Origin of the sequence: Buttiauxella sp. S19-1 (assembly GCF_022134725.1) — a bacterium.
In the GTDB taxonomy this organism is placed as follows: Bacteria; Pseudomonadota; Gammaproteobacteria; order Enterobacterales; family Enterobacteriaceae; genus Buttiauxella; species Buttiauxella ferragutiae.
This window is the reverse complement of record NZ_JAHWLU010000002.1, coordinates 87,581-104,666: the sequence shown is the minus strand read 5'-3', so window position 1 is coordinate 104,666 and position 17,086 is coordinate 87,581. Positions and strand designations below refer to the sequence as shown.

Annotated in this window: 15 protein-coding genes and 2 tRNA genes; 1 reads left to right on the top strand and 16 read right to left on the bottom strand. The window is 50.2% G+C overall.

What is annotated here, in order from left to right; translation table 11 throughout:
• Positions 1-268, top strand: a 268-nt coding sequence (locus MES37_RS01175; RefSeq protein WP_237929911.1) for a hypothetical protein, incomplete at its 5' end; no start/stop codon positions are given.
• 124 nt (positions 269-392) lie between these two features.
• Here MES37_RS01175 and mtr read toward each other — a convergent pair.
• The 16 genes from mtr to folP form a co-directional block, all read right to left on the bottom strand.
• On the bottom strand, positions 393-1,637 hold the full coding sequence (gene mtr, locus MES37_RS01170) for a tryptophan permease (RefSeq protein ID WP_237929910.1): 1,245 nt from the start codon (positions 1,635-1,637) through the stop codon (positions 393-395).
• 159 nt (positions 1,638-1,796) lie between these two features.
• Positions 1,797-3,779, bottom strand: a complete 1,983-nt coding sequence (locus MES37_RS01165) for a DEAD/DEAH family ATP-dependent RNA helicase (RefSeq protein ID WP_237929909.1) — start codon at positions 3,777-3,779, stop codon at positions 1,797-1,799.
• Positions 3,772-3,849 carry a protein YrbN gene (gene yrbN / locus MES37_RS01160; RefSeq protein WP_110510645.1) on the bottom strand — a complete coding sequence of 26 codons (78 nt, stop codon included), beginning with the start codon at positions 3,847-3,849 and terminating at the stop codon, positions 3,772-3,774. Before yrbN ends, MES37_RS01165 begins: the two co-directional genes overlap by 8 nt.
• Positions 3,850-3,959: 110 nt before the next feature.
• Positions 3,960-4,844 (bottom strand): lipoprotein NlpI, encoded by an 885-nt coding sequence (gene nlpI / locus MES37_RS01155; RefSeq protein WP_064543163.1) that lies wholly within the window; start codon positions 4,842-4,844, stop codon positions 3,960-3,962.
• Between the two features lie 117 nt (positions 4,845-4,961).
• Positions 4,962-7,091: a polyribonucleotide nucleotidyltransferase gene (gene pnp, locus MES37_RS01150; RefSeq protein ID WP_162303026.1), complete on the bottom strand. Its 2,130-nt coding sequence runs from the start codon at positions 7,089-7,091 to the stop codon at positions 4,962-4,964.
• Between the two features lie 245 nt (positions 7,092-7,336).
• On the bottom strand, positions 7,337-7,606 hold the full coding sequence (gene rpsO / locus MES37_RS01145; RefSeq protein WP_002434239.1) for a 30S ribosomal protein S15: 270 nt from the start codon (positions 7,604-7,606) through the stop codon (positions 7,337-7,339).
• 153 nt (positions 7,607-7,759) lie between these two features.
• Positions 7,760-8,704, bottom strand: a complete 945-nt coding sequence (gene truB, locus MES37_RS01140; RefSeq protein ID WP_064543159.1) for a tRNA pseudouridine(55) synthase TruB — start codon at positions 8,702-8,704, stop codon at positions 7,760-7,762.
• Entirely contained in the window at positions 8,704-9,108 is a 405-nt protein-coding gene (gene rbfA, locus MES37_RS01135) for a 30S ribosome-binding factor RbfA (RefSeq protein ID WP_034459684.1), read from the bottom strand. Before rbfA ends, truB begins: the two co-directional genes overlap by 1 nt.
• Before the next feature lie 70 nt (positions 9,109-9,178).
• Entirely contained in the window at positions 9,179-11,863 is a 2,685-nt protein-coding gene (gene infB / locus MES37_RS01130; RefSeq protein ID WP_064543157.1) for a translation initiation factor IF-2, read from the bottom strand.
• 24 nt (positions 11,864-11,887) lie between these two features.
• The gene (gene nusA / locus MES37_RS01125) at positions 11,888-13,375 is read right to left on the bottom strand and encodes a transcription termination factor NusA (protein WP_034459687.1); all 1,488 of its coding nucleotides are present in this window, start codon (positions 13,373-13,375) and stop codon (positions 11,888-11,890) included.
• 27 nt (positions 13,376-13,402) lie between these two features.
• On the bottom strand, positions 13,403-13,855 hold the full coding sequence (rimP, locus tag MES37_RS01120; protein WP_034498954.1) for a ribosome maturation factor RimP: 453 nt from the start codon (positions 13,853-13,855) through the stop codon (positions 13,403-13,405).
• 210 nt (positions 13,856-14,065) lie between these two features.
• Positions 14,066-14,142 (bottom strand) — tRNA-Met (locus tag MES37_RS01115).
• Between the two features lie 60 nt (positions 14,143-14,202).
• Positions 14,203-14,289 (bottom strand) — tRNA-Leu (locus MES37_RS01110).
• A gap of 48 nt (positions 14,290-14,337) precedes the next feature.
• Positions 14,338-14,667, bottom strand: a complete 330-nt coding sequence (gene secG, locus MES37_RS01105; protein ID WP_034498820.1) for a preprotein translocase subunit SecG — start codon at positions 14,665-14,667, stop codon at positions 14,338-14,340.
• A 231-nt stretch (positions 14,668-14,898) separates the two neighbouring features.
• A complete protein-coding gene (gene glmM / locus MES37_RS01100; RefSeq protein ID WP_064543155.1) occupies positions 14,899-16,236 on the bottom strand; it encodes a phosphoglucosamine mutase in 1,338 nt (445 codons plus the stop codon).
• The gene (folP, locus tag MES37_RS01095) at positions 16,229-17,077 is read right to left on the bottom strand and encodes a dihydropteroate synthase (protein WP_064543154.1); all 849 of its coding nucleotides are present in this window, start codon (positions 17,075-17,077) and stop codon (positions 16,229-16,231) included. Before folP ends, glmM begins: the two co-directional genes overlap by 8 nt.
• Positions 17,078-17,086: the final 9 nt, after the last annotated feature.

Below are 17,086 nucleotides of genomic sequence, written 5' to 3'. Positions count from 1 at the left end.
GGCGCGATTGAAGCCGGAACACAAGGTCAACGTCAAAACCCAAAGACCACACCGAGCCGGTTTTGACCTTGTTCCCGGTATAAATTGCCCCAGTGTTCCCCATAAGTCAGGGTTGAGCTGCCGGGAGCAGCGAAAGAGAGCGATCGTCGGGAACGCGTCGCGAACGACGCTGATGTTGGGGATAAGCTGGGGTTTACCGCGCAGCGGCAATTTAATGACCGGGCGCCTGGATTATCAAGGGGTTGGCGTTAACCCCTTGATACGTTAACCGTTTGCGGGAATTACAGAGATAACTGAACGCACGGGTGAACGGAAAAACTTCTCATCTGACAGATCTTGCCCTGAAAAGATTGCCAGGGCGAGTTATGTATAAGAGACACCTGATCGAGAATTCAATGATAAACCGGCAGTAGATCGAAACTTGAAAGAATATGAATCGCGGCGTTAGTTACGCCAAAGACAAGAACCAGCACGATCATTTTGTTCCCGCCCCATACCCGATAAATTGGGCTGCCGAATTTCTTACGTGAAGCTTTAGCCAACAGCGCCGGAACGATTGCTGCCCAGATAGTGGCTGCCAGCCCCGCAAAACCAATCGCGTAGATAAACCCGTCAGGCCAGATAAATCCCCCCAACATTGGCGGAATAAATGTCACCAACGCGGTTTTCAGGCGACCAACAGGTGAGTCATCGAACTTAAATAAATCGGCCAGATAATCGAATAAACCCAACGTCACGCCCAGGAACGAACTGGCAACGGCGAAATTGGAGAACACGATCAGCAGTAAATCCAGTGCGCGGCTGTTCAGTACGCCACTCAACGCGCCGACCAACACATCAATATTCCCGCCTTTATCTGCAATGGCGATAAAGTCGTTGCGCGGAATATTTCCCATACTGCCAACCAACCAAATGATATACAGCCCCAGCGCCATAAGTGTTCCCCAGACCAGGCAACGCTTGATGGTTTGGGGATCTTTACCGTAATACTTCATCAGGCTCGGCACGTTGCCGTGGTAACCAAATGAGGCGAGGCAAAATGGCAGCGTCATAAACAGATACGGTAAATAGCTTGGGTTGACTGCTTTGCTATCAAGAAGTGTTGCGGGTTCGACATGCCACATCAGGCCGCCAAACGTCATAAAAAAGGTCAGGATTTTGGCACCGAGCACAATCGTCGTCATGCGGCTAACTGCGCGCGTACTCAACCAGACAATAAACGCCACTACCAGGGCAAAGATTAGCCCAGCAAATCTCGCGGGGAAATCGACGGACATTTTTCCCAGCGTGTGATGAATCACTGAGCCGCTTGCCGAGATATAGGCGTAGGTCAGGATATACAGCACAAATGCGATGGACAGACCGTTAATCAGATTCCAGCCTTTGCCCAGTAAGTCTTTGGTGACGGTGTCAAAACTTGAACCCACACGGTAATTCAGGTTCGCTTCCAGAATCATCAAACCAGAGTGCAACATACAAAACCACGTCACAATCAGTGCCGCTAAAGACCAGAAAAACCACGCGCCTGACATCACCACCGGCAGGGAAAACATTCCGGCACCAATAATGGTGCCGCCAATAATCATGACTCCGCCGAAAATAGACGGCGATACCTGGGTGGTCGATAAGGTTGCCATACGAATTCCTGAAACATTGAACGGCTGTCGAAGCGACAGGTTTACTGCGCAACATTGTACCAGTACATGAGTACAATTTGGATAAAAAAAATCCCGGTTGCATTAACCAGGATTTTTATCACTGCCTGCTGATTAACAGCAGGCATAAACTTCTGTCAATTATGCTTCTGTGGTACGACGACGAGCAGGAGCTGCACCGTCTTCACGACGTGGGCCACGACCGCCTTCGCGACGTTCGCCGCTGAAGCTACGTGGTGCGCCAGCACCTGGACCGTCACGACGTGGACCACGACCGCCTTCACGACGCTCACCACCACCACCGAAGCTACGGCCTGCGCCTGCACCAGCACCGCCGCCACGACGTTCGCCGCCACGGTCAGTACGTGGCTGTGCATCACCCATCAACTGCATATTCATTGGTTTGTTCAGAATACGAGTACGGGTAAAGTGCTGCAGGATCTCACCTGGCATGCCTTTTGGCAGCTCGATGGTTGAGTGGGTACCGAACAGCTTGATGTTACCAATGTAACGGCTGCTGATATCGCCTTCGTTAGCGATAGCGCCAACGATATGACGAACTTCAACACCATCATCACGGCCAACTTCGATACGGTACAGTTCCATATCGCCAACGTCACGACGTTCACGACGTGGTGCATCGCCATCACGCTGTGGACGATCTGAACGCTCTGGACGATCACCGCGTGGTGCACGATCACCACGTGGAGCACGGTCTGAACGTTCGAAACGCTCATCACGCTCACGGAATTCACGACGTGGACGCATCGGTGCATCTGGTGGCAGAATCAGAGGACGTTCGCCCTGTGCCATTTTCAGCAGTGCTGCAGCCAGTGTTTCCATATCCAGCGCTTCTTCTGATTCAGCAGAAGGTTGGATTTTCGCCAGCAGGCCACGGTACAGATCCAGATCGCTGCTTTCCAGTTGCTGCTGAACTTTAGCGGCAAACTTAGCCAGGCGACGCTCGCTCAGCAGTTCACGGTTTGGCAGTTCAACTTCAGGAATAGTCAGCTTCATGGTGCGTTCGATGTTGCGCAGCAGACGACGCTCGCGGTTCTCAACGAACAGCAGCGCACGGCCAGCACGACCTGCACGACCAGTACGGCCGATACGGTGAACGTAAGACTCTGAGTCCATCGGGATGTCATAGTTAACAACCAGGCTGATACGCTCAACGTCCAGGCCACGAGCCGCAACGTCGGTTGCAATCAGGATGTCCAGACGACCGTCTTTCAGACGCTCCAGGGTTTGCTCACGCAGTGCCTGGTTCATGTCACCGTTCAGTGCTGCGCTGTTATAGCCGCTTTGTTCCAGTGCTTCAGCCACTTCCAGAGTCGCGTTTTTGGTACGTACGAAAATGATCGCCGCATCAAAATCTTCAGATTCCAGGAAGCGAACCAGCGCTTCATTTTTACGCATACCGTGGACAGTCCAGTAGCTCTGGCTGATGTCCGGGCGAGTCGTTACGCTAGATTGAATGCGAACTTCCTGCGGATCTTTCATGAAGCGACGAGTAATACGACGAATTGCTTCTGGCATAGTTGCAGAGAACAGAGCGGTCTGATGACCTTCTGGGATCTGCGCCATGATGGTTTCAACGTCTTCGATGAAGCCCATACGCAACATTTCATCAGCTTCGTCCAGTACCAGACCTTTCAGGTTGGACAGATTCAGCGTACCGCGTTTTAAGTGGTCAAGCAGACGACCTGGGGTACCAACAACAATTTGTGGTCCCTGACGCAGGGCGCGCAGCTGCACGTCATAACGCTGGCCACCGTAAAGGGCTACCACGTTTACGCCGTGCATATGTTTAGAGAAATCCGTCATGGCTTCAGCAACCTGAACCGCCAGTTCGCGGGTCGGTGCCAGCACCAGGATTTGTGGTGCTTTCAGCTCTGGATCAAGGTTGTGCAGCAGCGGTAAAGAGAACGCTGCAGTTTTGCCGCTACCCGTCTGGGCCATACCCAGTACATCGCGGCCAGCCAGCAGCTGTGGAATACACTCTGCCTGGATTGGAGATGGTTTTTCGTAACCCAGATCGTTCAGGGCTTTAAGGATGGAGTCGTTAAGACCCAGATCAGAAAAAGTAGTTTCGATAGTAGTAGTCTCGATGATGTCAGTCATGTAGTACACGTGCCTCGTAGATGGCGGCCAGTCTACATAACTCATCGTGAAATTGACCTGCAATTTTCATTGAAAAGTGTGAACCGGCTCAAATTTGGTTGATTAACGAACAAAAACGCCCTCACCCGTTAAGGTGATGACTTTAATAAAAAAGTTTATGGGCTGATCGATGTTCGTCAGCTATTGCTGGTCCGATTCTGCCAGGTCATCTTGCTCCTGGCCCAAGAGCGCTAATTCCAACAATGCATAACGATGCTCAACGTAGTTGTGTACGTTGTTAGCGACCGCTAACTTGAACAGTGCCGTGGCGCTGTCCTTTTCCCCCAGACTTAGGTAGTACTTACCTAAATAGAAGTTGGTTTCACTGAGATGCTCAGCGAGCGAGGTGTTATCCGTTGCGTCCGCCTTGAGGCGTTCCATTAACGTTGCTTCGTTAATGTTCCCCAGGTAGAACTCGACAATGTTCCATCCCCATTGCTCTTTATCCGATTTATCGAGGCGCTGTTGTAACGCCACTTTAGCCTGCTTTGCATCTAAGTTGCTTTCAGCAAGGTAGAGCCACAGACTACGGAAAGGATCATTGGGATCGTCTTGATAAAACGCCAGCAGATCATCTTGCGCTAAACGATAACGACCACCGTAGTAGAGGGCGATACCGCGATTTAAATGCGCGTAGTTGTAAGTTGGATCAAGCTCAAGTACAGAATCAAACGCTTCATAGGCAGCATCAAAATTGCCTGCCTGCGTTAAATATATGCCTAAGTAATTGAATACTTCAGGCATATCGGGGCGGATTGCCAACGCTTGTGAAAAATCATTTCGCGCCAGAGCCCGCAAGCCGAGGCTATCATACAACACTCCGCGCTCATATAAAAGCTGTGCGCGTTCATCATCGGTTAAAGCCCGGCTGGCAAGTATCTGTTCCATGCGTGCAAGAATCACTTCTTGCTGCAAAGTCGGCTGCAATGGTACCGCCAGGACTTCACTTTTACGCCAGGCAGAGTTGCTGCATCCTGCCAGCGTGATAGCTGTCGCAACGAAACACCAGCGCAAAAAAGGCTTCATTTCCCACTCCCGAAGACAACTAATGGATGACGTCCTGTCCACCGGCTCTAAAACGAGACTCCCTGCCCCGTAATAAATAGCTCTCCATGTCGCCATGGAGAGCTTTATCGGTATCGCTTACTCAGCTTCTGGTGCAGCAGGTGCAGCGTTTTCCGCTGGAGACTGCTCAGTTGCTTCTTTGATGCTCAGACGTACACGGCCCTGGCGATCAACTTCCAGTACTTTAACTGGAACTTCTTGACCCATTTGCAGGTAGTCAGTCACTTTCTCTACACGCTTGTCAGCGATTTGAGAAATGTGTACCAGACCTTCTTTACCGCCGCCAATCGCAACAAATGCACCGAAGTCTACGATACGAGTGACTTTACCGTTGTAGATACGACCTACTTCGATTTCAGCAGTGATCTCTTCGATACGACGAATTGCGAATTTCGCTTTATCGCCATCGGTCGCAGCGATTTTCACTGTACCGTCATCTTCGATTTCAATAGTAGTACCGGTTTCTTCGGTCAGCGCACGAATCACAGAACCACCCTTACCGATCACATCTTTGATCTTGTCTGGGTTGATTTTGATAGTGTGAATACGTGGAGCGAACTCAGAGATGTCGCCACGCGGTGCATTGATAGCTTGCTCCATTACGCCAAGGATATGCAGACGCGCACCTTTAGCCTGGTTCAGAGCCACCTGCATGATTTCGCGGGTGATACCTTCAATTTTGATATCCATCTGCAGCGCAGAGATACCTTCACGGCTACCAGCAACTTTAAAGTCCATGTCACCCAGGTGGTCTTCGTCACCCAGAATGTCAGACAGAACCACAAAGTTCTCGCCTTCTTTAACCAGACCCATCGCAATACCGGCTACAGCGGCCTTGATTGGCACACCTGCATCCATCAGTGCCAGAGAAGCACCACATACGGAAGCCATGGAAGAAGAACCGTTAGATTCGGTAATTTCAGACACTACACGCACAGTGTACGGGAAGCGGTCAGCTTCTGGCATAACAGCCAGTACGCCACGCTTAGCCAGACGACCGTGACCAATCTCACGACGCTTCGGTGAACCGACCATGCCGGTTTCGCCTACGGAGTACGGAGGGAAGTTATAGTGGAACAGGAAGTTGTCGGTACGTTCGCCCATCAACTCATCCAGGTTCTGTGCATCACGAGCAGTACCCAGAGTTGCTGTAACCAGCGCCTGAGTTTCACCACGGGTGAACAGTGCAGAACCGTGAGTACGTGGCAGAACGCCAGTACGCACATCCAGACCACGGATCATGTCTTTTTCGCGACCATCGATACGCAGTTCACCAGCCAGAATACGGCTACGAACAACATTTTTCTCGATAGCGTGCAGAATGTCGCTAACTTCGCCAGCATCAATTGAATCGTCTTCAGCTGACAGTGCAGCGATAACGTCAGATTTGATAACGTCGACTTGTGCGTAACGCTCTTGCTTATCAGTAATACGATAAGCATCGCTCAGGCGGGATTCAGCAAGTGCCGCAACGCGCGCATTCAGCGCTTCGTTAGCAGCTTCAGGCTGCCAGTCCCAACGTGGTTTGCCAGCTTCAGCAACCAGAGAGTTGATGTTCTGGATAACAACCTGCTGTTGTTCGTGGCCAAAGACTACCGCGCCCAGCATCTGGTCTTCGCTCAGCAGTTCAGCTTCGGACTCAACCATCAGCACAGCGCCTTCGGTACCGGCAACAACCAGATCCAGCTTGCTGGTTTTCAGTTCGTCAGCAGTTGGGTTCAGCACGTACTGGTCATTGATGTAGCCCACGCGAGCAGAACCAATTGGACCATTGAATGGAATACCAGACAGGCTCAGAGCGGCAGAAGCACCGATCATTGCAACGATGTCAGGGTGAACTTGCGGGTTCACGGAAACGACGGTTGCGATAACCTGTACTTCGTTAACGAAGCCTTCCGGGAACAGCGGACGCACTGGGCGGTCAATCAGACGCGCGATCAGTGTTTCGCCTTCACTTGGGCGGCCTTCACGACGGAAGAAGCTGCCTGGGATACGGCCAGCAGCGTAAGTACGCTCCTGATAGTTAACAGTCAGTGGAAAGAAGTCTTGACCTGCTTTCGCTTTTTTCTGACCAACAACAGTCACGAATACAGCAGTGTCGTCCATGCTTACCATTACTGCAGCGGTAGCCTGGCGAGCCATCATACCGGTCTCTAAAGTGACCGTATGTTGACCGTATTGGAATTTACGGACAATCGGATTTAGCAAAATAATATCCTTAATAATCTTTGGAAGCAGGTGATTGCACTTGCTTCGTTTAACCCGATCTAAATCGCATCCTCGCGACTAATGACAACCCTGACCCGCCCCTGCGGATAAAGCCTCTCATTAGCCGCGCGAACCTCTGCAATAAAGATCACACCCTGCAACAATACATTAGTTTCCATAGAATTGCTGCCATATGGTTGAAAAAAGGGGCCTTAAAAGGCCCCTTTTTCTGAAACTCGCAAGACTTAGCGACGCAGACCCAGACGCTCGATCAGGCTGGTGTAACGTGCTACATCTTTACGCTTCAGGTAGTCGAGCAGTTTACGACGCTGAGAAACCATACGCAGCAGACCACGACGGCTGTGGTGATCTTTTTTGTGTTCTGCAAAGTGACCTTGCAGGTGGTTAATCTGTGCAGTCAGCAGTGCAACCTGAACTTCGGTAGAACCGCTGTCGTTAGTACCACGACCAAACTCAGAAACGATTTTAGCTTTAGCTTCAACGCTTAGAGACATTTTAAACTCCAAAATTATAGATAAAAAGATAGAGTGCCGATCTCTAATTCAGCAACTCCAGTGCACTTTCACAACAATGTTAAACAAGGGTATGAAAGTTAAGCCGCTCCATTTTACCTGTAGCCACCTCTTATCGCAAGGCAACTCCAGGTGTCAGAGCGGATACTCAACGACCAGACGACGAGGCGCAACGCGTCCATCATCATCAATTTCAGCCATGCCGATAAATTTGCCTTCATCACCTTCGGTGACGCGAACTAACCCTTCTGCTGGGCTACCCGAGACTTGCACCGGCTGCCCATTCTTGAAGTAACCCGCAACAGCAGGTAATAAATTCACGATGGGGAAGTCCGAAGCAGGACTGTCCATTGGCATTAGCAGTGGATCTAGCAACACAGATGGCTCAATTTCTTGCGTTTGTGCTTGTTCAAGCAACGCATTCAATTGTTCAAGCGTTACCATTCGTTCGACAGGATACTTGCTCACCGCAAGGCGACGCAGGAAAGTCACATGAGCACCACAACCGAGTTTTTCACCTAGATCATCGGTGATAGTTCGGATGTATGTTCCCTTAGAACAGTGAATTTCCAACTCAAGCTCATTGCCTTCATGGCGAATAAACAGAAGTTCGTAAACCGTGATAGACCGCGCTTCACGCGGCACTTCTATACCCTGGCGTGCATACTCATAAAGCGGCTTGCCTTGATATTTCAGTGCGGAGTACATCGATGGAACTTGCTGTGTTTCACCACGAAAACTCTCTAAAGCTACTGCCAACTCTTGTTCGGTAAAAGTGACCGGGCGCTCCTGCACGACTGTGCCATCAGCATCAGAAGTATCAGTACGCTGCCCAAGGCGGGCAATAACACGGTAACGCTTATCGGAGTCGAGCAGATAACGCGAGAATTTCGTCGCTTCACCGAGGCAAATCGGCAGCATTCCGGTTGCAAGCGGGTCAAGCGCTCCGGTATGACCGGCACGGTTAGCATTATAAATACGCTTAACTTTCTGCAACGCATCGTTCGAGGATAAACCCTGAGGTTTATCTAACAACAGTACTCCGTGGATATCACGACCACGACGACGAGGACGACTCATTAATCCTCCTTGCTGTCATCCGTATCATTTACACGGCGCTCATCATCATTTCTGATGACGTTTGAAACCAGATTCGACATGCGCATCCCTTCAACCAACGAGTTATCGTAGAAGAAAGTCAGTTCCGGCACGATACGCAGGCGCATTGCTTTACCCAGCAAAGAACGAATATAACCAGAAGCATCCTGTAAAACCTTGATGCCTTCTTTCACTGCTTGTTCGTCTTTGTCGTTCAGGAAAGTAACAAATACTTTGGCATAAGCCAGATCGCGTGACACTTCGACACCAGAAACGGTGGTCATCATGCCCAGACGCGGGTCTTTAATTTCGCGCTGCAGGATGATTGCGATTTCTTTCTGCAATTCCTGGGAAACACGCTGCGGGCGACCAAATTCTTTCGCCATAATAAATTCTCCATACAAATCGGGGGGCGCTCGGCCCCCCTAAAGATATTAGCTATTTGCTCGGCTGATATCAGGCGATGGTACGTTGGATTTCGATGATTTCGAAGACTTCGATCACATCACCAACACGCACATCGTTGTAGTTCTTCACGCCGATACCACATTCCATACCGTTACGAACTTCGTTAGCGTCATCTTTGAAGCGGCGCAGGGATTCCAGCTCACCTTCATAGATAACAACGTTGTCGCGCAGTACACGGATTGGGTTGTGACGTTTGACCACACCTTCGGTAACCATACAACCTGCGATTGCGCCAAATTTAGGTGATTTGAACACATCGCGAACTTCGGCCAGGCCGAGGATCTGTTGTTTCAGTTCCGGAGACAGCATGCCGCTCATTGCCGCTTTAACTTCGTCAATCAGATGATAGATGACGGAGTAGTAACGCAGATCCAGGCTTTCTGATTCAATCACGCGGCGCGCAGATGCATCGGCACGGACGTTGAAGCCAACCAGAATAGCGTTAGAAGCTGCTGCAAGCGTTGCGTCAGTCTCAGTGATACCGCCCACACCAGAACCGATGATTTTAACTTTAACTTCATCAGTAGACAGTTTCAGCAAGGAATCACTGATTGCTTCAACAGAACCCTGAACGTCTGCTTTCAGCACAACGTTCACTTCGGACACTTCGCCTTCGGTCATGTTGGCGAACATGTTTTCCAGTTTAGATTTCTGCTGGCGAGCCAGTTTAACTTCGCGGAATTTACCCTGACGATACAGAGCAACTTCACGAGCTTTTTTCTCGTCACGAACAACTGTTACTTCATCACCCGCTGCCGGCACACCGGACAGACCAAGGATTTCAACAGGAATAGACGGACCAGCTTCAGTAACTTCACGACCCATTTCGTCACGCATTGCACGAACACGGCCATATTCGAAGCCACAAAGAACGATATCGCCTTTGTTCAGAGAACCTTCACGAACCAGAACCGTTGCTACCGGACCACGACCTTTATCCAGGAAGGATTCGATAACTACACCGCTCGCCATACCGTCACGCATTGCTTTCAGTTCGAGGACTTCAGCTTGCAGCAGGATTGCGTCCAGCAGTTCGTCAATACCTGTACCTGCTTTAGCAGACACGTGGATGAACTGGCTTTCGCCGCCCCACTCTTCTGGCATGATGCCGTACTGAGACAGTTCCTGCTTAACGCGGTCTGGATCGGCTTCTGGCTTATCGATTTTGTTCACCGCAACCACTACCGGCACCTGCGCCGCTTTCGCGTGCTGGATAGCTTCGATAGTTTGTGGCATTACGCCATCGTCTGCGGCAACGACCAGAACAACGATATCCGTCGCCTGAGCACCACGAGCACGCATAGAAGTAAACGCTGCGTGGCCCGGGGTATCCAGGAAGGTAACCATACCGTTGTCAGTTTCAACGTGGTATGCACCGATGTGCTGGGTAATACCACCCGCTTCGCCAGACGCTACTTTAGTAGAGCGAATGTAGTCGAGCAGTGAAGTTTTACCGTGGTCAACGTGACCCATGATGGTAACAACCGGCGCACGAGACTCAGCAACTGCGTCAGTGTCACGGTCGCTCATCAGCGCTTCTTCCAGCTCGTTTTCACGACGCAGGATAACTTTGTGGCCCATCTCTTCGGCAACCAGCTGTGCGGTTTCCTGGTCGATGACCTGGTTAATGGTTGCCATAGCACCCAGTTTCATCATTGCTTTGATGACCTGAGAGCCTTTAACAGCCATTTTGTTAGCCAGTTCTGCAACAGTAACGGTTTCGCCGATTACGACGTCACGGTTAACTGCTTGTGCAGGCTTGTTGAAGCCTTGCTGCAGTGAACTTGGTTTACGCTTGCCTTTACCACCACGAACTGCAGCACGTGCTTCTTCACGGTCAGCTTTAGACTCGCCGTGTTTGCCGCCTTTCTTCTGGCGTGGTGCTTTAGTTGTCGCAGTACGAGCACGAGTACGGCCAGCTTCAACTTCGCGGTCGTTTTCGTCTTCAGCCTGGCGAGCGTGTTGAGAAGTGGTTACATGGTAATCAGATTTGTCGTCTTCCACTTTCTCTTCTTCCGTCCAAACACCTGCGTTAGCTTCAGCCATTTTACGGGCCTCTTCAGCTACACGGCGGGCGTCTTCTTCTAATTTGCGACGGGCTTCTTCTTCAGCAGCACGCTTCAGATCTGCAGCTTCTGCTTCGCGACGGGCTTTATCTGCCTGGGCGCTTTTTGTCATATCGTCTTGTTGATTGCTCACTTTGTCTTTTTCCGCAGCTTCACGTTTCGCTTTATCAGCGGCTTCACGCTTAGCTTTATCTTCAGCTTCACGTTTAGCTTTTTCTTGCGCCTGACGATTGGCAGCATCCTGCGCCTCACGTTGGGCTTGCTCTTCCGCTTCACGCTGCGCCTGTTCTTCCGCGGCAAGACGTTCTGTCTCTTGCGGATCACGTTTCACAAAGGTGCGCTTCTTGCGGACTTCGATTTGTACCGATTTACTTTTCCCACCGGTACCTGGAATGTTTAAAGTACTGCGCGTTTTGCGCTGTAATGTCAACTTATCTGGCGCAGAACCATGTTCACGGTTCAGGTGCGCCAGTAATGTTTGTTTTTCCTGGGCCGAGACAGAGTCATCAGCAGCCTTAGGGATCCCTGCATCAGCAAATTGCTGTACCAGGCGGTCCACGGAGGTCTGAATCTCTGCGGCCAGCGCTTTTACGGTTACATCTGTCATGCTGTTCCTTCCTGCTACAGTTTATTACGCTTCGCCGCCAAACCAGCAGATATTGCGAGCAGCCATAATCAACTCACCGGCCTTCTCGTTGGTTAAACCTTCAATATCTGACAGATCGTCGACACCTTGCTCAGCCAGGTCTTCAAGCGAGCTCACACCGCGCGAAGCGAGTTTAAATGCCAGGTTGCGATCCATACCTTCGAGGTTCAGCAGATCCTCTTGAGGTTTGTTATCGCCCAGGCTTTCTTCCTGCGCCAATGCCAGTGTGGTGAGGGCGTTTTTGGCGCGATCACGTAATGCTTCCACTGTATCTTCATCAAGGCCATCAATTTCCAACAGCTCTTTCATCGGCACGTAGGCCAACTCTTCGAGAGTGGAGAAACCTTCTTCTACCAATACAGTGGCAAAGTCCTCGTCGATCTCGAGGTATTTGGTAAAGGTATCAATGGCAGCATGTGCTTCAGCCTGATGCTTGGCTTGCAGGTCATCAACAGTCATTACGTTGAGTTCCCAGCCGCTCAGCTGTGCAGCCAGACGAACGTTTTGTCCGTTACGACCGATTGCTTGTGCCAGATTGCCTGCCTCTACCGCGATATCCATTGTATGTTTGTCTTCATCAACAACAATGGAAGCCACGTCAGCCGGAGCCATAGCATTGATAACGAATTGTGCTGGGTTATCGTCCCACAGCACGATATCAATACGCTCACCGCCCAGTTCAGTAGAAACTGCCTGAACACGCGCACCGCGCATGCCGACACAAGCACCTACTGGGTCAATACGCTTGTCGTTGGTTTTCACAGCGATTTTCGCACGAGAACCAGGATCACGAGCAGCGGCTTTGATTTCAATAACTTCTTCGCCAATTTCCGGCACTTCAATGCGGAACAGTTCGATCAGCATTTCAGGCTTGGAACGGCTAACAAACAGTTGAGCACCGCGAGCTTCCGGACGCACAGCATAAAGCACACCGCGGATACGGTCACCTGGGCGGAAGTTTTCACGCGGCAACATATCTTCGCGAAGAATAACTGCTTCAGCGTTGCTGCCGAGATCAAGAGAGATGTTCTCGCGATTAACTTTCTTCACGACACCAGTGATGATTTCACCTTCGTGTTCGCGGAACTGATCAACTACCATTGCGCGCTCAGCTTCACGTACTTTCTGTACGATAACCTGTTTTGCGGTCTGAGTAGTGATACGGTCGAAAGTCACAGATTCGATCTGGTCTTCAACGTATCCGCCAACATTCAGCTCTGGATCTTCGAATTGAGCTGCATCAAGGGTAATTTCACGCGTAGGTTGGGTCACTTCTTCAACAATAACCCAGCGGCGGAAAGTATCGAAGTCACCACTTTTACGATCGATGCTGACACGCACATCAATCTCTTGTTCGTATTTTTTCTTGGTCGCTGTTGCAAGTGCACTTTCCAGCGCTTCGAAAATCTTCTCGCGCGGCAGTGATTTTTCATTGGAAACTGCTTCTACAACAGCCAAAATTTCTTTGTTCATCCTGGGTTTTCACCTCAATCCAAACTATTAAAAGTGGGGTACCAGGTTCGCTTTCTGGATGTTGCTCAGCGCGAACACTTCATCTTTACCTTCCACCGTGACCGTGATCATCTCACCTTCTACGGCTTTAATTATACCCTGCCATTTACGACGGTTTTGCACAGCCATTCGCAACACAATGCTCACTTCTTCGCCGGTAAAGCGAACGTAATGCTCTGCGGTGAACATTGGGCGATCAAGGCCTGGTGAGGAAACTTCCAGGTTGTAAGCTACAGTGATAGGGTCTTCGACATCCAGAACTGCACTTACCTGGTGACTGACATCAGCACAATCATCAACATTGATGCCAGCTTCACTATCAATATAGATGCGCAGCGTAGATTGGCGACCTCGAACGAATTCGATACCGACTAATTCATAGCCCAGCGCCTCGACCGGTGCTGAAATCATCTCTGTTAATTTTTGCTCTAATGTGGACAAGCCCACCCCCGAGAAATAAAAAAAGGGCATATAGCCCAGTTATTCTGAAGTCAGATAACAAAAAACCCCGATAAATCGAGGCTTTATATAACTGAACCCTGTACACCGCAATTGCGGCCCGGACACCATCCAGGAGAATTTTTTTCTAAATTCTTCGCGAGGCACCAACTGGTGTTCACAGTATATTTGAAAAAGAACTCTCAGGGAAAGTGGTTGCGGGGGCCGGATTTGAACCGACGACCTTCGGGTTATGAGCCCGACGAGCTACCAGGCTGCTCCACCCCGCGTCCGAAAACGTGGCAAATATTACGCCGATATTGCATAAAATGCAAGAAATGCAGATATTTTGGTACCGAGGACGGGACTTGAACCCGTAAGCCCAATCGGGCACTACCACCTCAAGGTAGCGTGTCTACCAATTCCACCACCTCGGCACTTTGAACACGGTAATCACTTCTTACCGTATTGAAGCTTACTACTTATTACTGCGGGATATCGCTGCTCGGCTTGGTAGGTGCCGCTGGCTGTGACTCAGTTTTTGTAGGCTGAGTTAAATTATCCCACACACTTCCTTTATCGGTTTTGTTGGTATTGAGGTTACCCAGTACCAGGCTGATAATAAAGAACAGCGTTGCTAACACAGCGGTCATGCGGGTCATGAAGTTACCAGAACCGTTAGAACCAAACAGCGTAGCGGAAGCGCCTGCTCCGAAGGAGGCTCCCATATCAGCGCCTTTACCTTGTTGCAGCATGATAAGACCTACAAGGCCCAGGGCTACAATAAGGAAAACAACTAAAAGAGCTTCGTACATAATCAACCTGTTCCTTGCGGGATTACCGCATACCAAAGCTTCAAACCAGTCAAGCGGATACGTTTAAGTTTACCCACTGAAGCGGGTGAGAATACTAACCAAAGCCTTCGAACTGCGCAAGGGCAATTTATTCACATTTCGCTGACTGCGGAAAAAAACAGCAACACACCGATTTTCGCCTGGAAAACAGGCGGCAAATGCCGCCTTTTCACACAACAACCAAGAGTGACTTTAAACTGCTTTTACAGCATCAGCGATACGGTTGGCATATTCAATGACCAACGCTTCATCTTCGCCTTCAACCATTACGCGGATTAATGGTTCTGTGCCAGATTTACGCAGTAACACGCGGCCACGATTGCCGAGCGCCTCTTCAACTTCAGCAGTCACTTTTTTCACTGAATCGTGTTCAAGTGGATCACCGCTGCCTGCAGTAAAGCGTACATTTACCAAAATTTGCGGGAATAATTTCATTCCGCTGCACAAGTCATGCAAGCTCATATGGTTACGCACCATTGCAGTGAGTACTTGCAAACCTGCCACGATACCGTCGCCAGTGGTGGTTTTATCCAGAAGAATCACGTGACCTGAGTTTTCAGCGCCAATTCTCCAGCCTTTTTCCTGAAGCTTTTCCAGCACATAGCGGTCGCCCACTTTTGCACGCGCAAACGGAATACCGAGCTGTTTCAATGCCAGCTCCAGCCCCATATTGCTCATCAGTGTACCAACTGCACCACCGCGCAACTGGCCCTGACGGAGTCCTTCACGAGCGATGATGTAGAGGATCTGGTCGCCATCAACTTTGTGGCCCAGATTGTCCACCATGATGACACGGTCGCCATCACCATCCAGTGCAATGCCAATGTCAGCTTTCTCAGCCAGCACGCGCTCTTGCAGCATGCGCACGTCAGTAGCACCACATTTTTCGTTGATATTGACGCCGTTTGGCTCACAACCCACGGTAATGACCGTTGCACCCAGTTCACGCAGCACATTTGGTGCAATGTGGTAAGTCGCACCATTAGCACAATCGACAACAATCTTAAGGCTGCTGAGGCTTAATTCATTAGGGAATGTGCCTTTACAGAATTCGATATAGCGACCCGCGGCATCAACGATACGGCTGGCTTTGCCCAGTTCTGCAGAATCAACACACGTGATCTCTTTTTCCATTTCCGCTTCAATGGCTTCTTCAACTTCATCTGGCAGTTTTGTGCCGTCGATTGAGAAGAATTTAATCCCGTTATCATAGAACGGGTTATGCGATGCAGAGATAACAATCCCGGCTTCTGCACGGAATGCACGGGTCAGATAAGCAACGGCAGGCGTTGGCATCGGGCCAGTGAATGAAGCAGACAAACCCGCCGCAGCCAGGCCCGCTTCGAGAGCAGATTCCAGCATGTAACCAGAAATACGGGTGTCTTTGCCGATAATAATTTTACGCGAACCATGACGCGCCAAGACTTTCCCTGCTGCCCAGCCGAGTTTCAGCACAAAGTCAGGAGTAATTGGGGAATCGCCTACACGACCGCGAATGCCATCTGTGCCAAAATATTTACGGTTACTCATAGCGTTTTTTTTCCTTCGCTGAAAGTGTGGCTTCCACCACGCGCATCGCTTCGACTGTCTCTTTCACATCGTGAACTCGAATGATATTAGCCCCCTGCATTGCAGCTATCACTGCACAAGCAAGACTGCCACTCAGGCGTTGATCCGGCCCGACATTCAGCAGTTGGCCAACCATTGATTTACGCGACATCCCCACCAAAAGTGGTAAACCAAAGTGATGGAATTCGGAGAGTCGGGCTAAAAGTTGGTAATTATGGGTCAGATTTTTACCGAAACCGAAGCCTGGGTCGAGTAACAATTTTTCTTTTGCGATACCAGCCGCTTCGCAGCGGGCAATTTGCTCGATAAAGAAGCGGTTCACATCAGCAAAGACGTCGTCATAATGAGGTGCCTGCTGCATATTTTTTGGTTCACCTTGCATATGCATCAGGCAAACTGGCAAACCAGTTTCCGCAGCAGCTTCAAGAGCACCAGGCTCCTGTAATGAGCGAATGTCATTGATGATATGTGCGCCGACTCGCGCCGATTCGCGAATGACTTCAGGCTTAGAGGTATCAACTGAAATCCAGATTTCAAAGCGTTGTGCAATGGCCTCCACAACAGGGATCACTCGCGACAGCTCCTCATCAACACTAACGTCAGCTGCACCTGGGCGAGTCGATTCACCACCGATGTCAATAATCGTCGCACCAGCGTTAATCATCGCGTTAGCGTGTTTTACGGCTTCAACTAATGAATTGTGCTGACCACCATCGGAAAACGAGTCTGGTGTGACATTTAAGATCCCCATAACATGAGGATGTGAGAGATCGAGCGTAGTGCCCTGTGCGGTGAGTTTCATCAAAATTCC

Coding starts and splice junctions, on each gene's coding strand:
- nusA (WP_034459687.1), bottom strand. CDS start 13,375: ATGAACAAAGAAATTTTGGCTGTTGTAGAAGCAGTTTCCAATGAAAAA.
- rbfA (WP_034459684.1), bottom strand. CDS start 9,108: ATGGCGAAAGAATTTGGTCGCCCGCAGCGTGTTTCCCAGGAATTGCAG.
- infB (WP_064543157.1), bottom strand. CDS start 11,863: ATGACAGATGTAACCGTAAAAGCGCTGGCCGCAGAGATTCAGACCTCC.
- yrbN (WP_110510645.1), bottom strand. CDS start 3,849: ATGAAAATTGCAGGTCAATTTCACGATGAGTTATGTAGACTGGCCGCC.
- rpsO (WP_002434239.1), bottom strand. CDS start 7,606: ATGTCTCTAAGCGTTGAAGCTAAAGCTAAAATCGTTTCTGAGTTTGGT.
- MES37_RS01165 (WP_237929909.1), bottom strand. CDS start 3,779: ATGACTGACATCATCGAGACTACTACTATCGAAACTACTTTTTCTGAT.
- mtr (WP_237929910.1), bottom strand. CDS start 1,637: ATGGCAACCTTATCGACCACCCAGGTATCGCCGTCTATTTTCGGCGGA.
- glmM (WP_064543155.1), bottom strand. CDS start 16,236: ATGAGTAACCGTAAATATTTTGGCACAGATGGCATTCGCGGTCGTGTA.
- folP (WP_064543154.1), bottom strand. CDS start 17,077: ATGAAACTCACCGCACAGGGCACTACGCTCGATCTCTCACATCCTCAT.
- secG (WP_034498820.1), bottom strand. CDS start 14,667: ATGTACGAAGCTCTTTTAGTTGTTTTCCTTATTGTAGCCCTGGGCCTT.
- nlpI (WP_064543163.1), bottom strand. CDS start 4,844: ATGAAGCCTTTTTTGCGCTGGTGTTTCGTTGCGACAGCTATCACGCTG.
- truB (WP_064543159.1), bottom strand. CDS start 8,704: ATGAGTCGTCCTCGTCGTCGTGGTCGTGATATCCACGGAGTACTGTTG.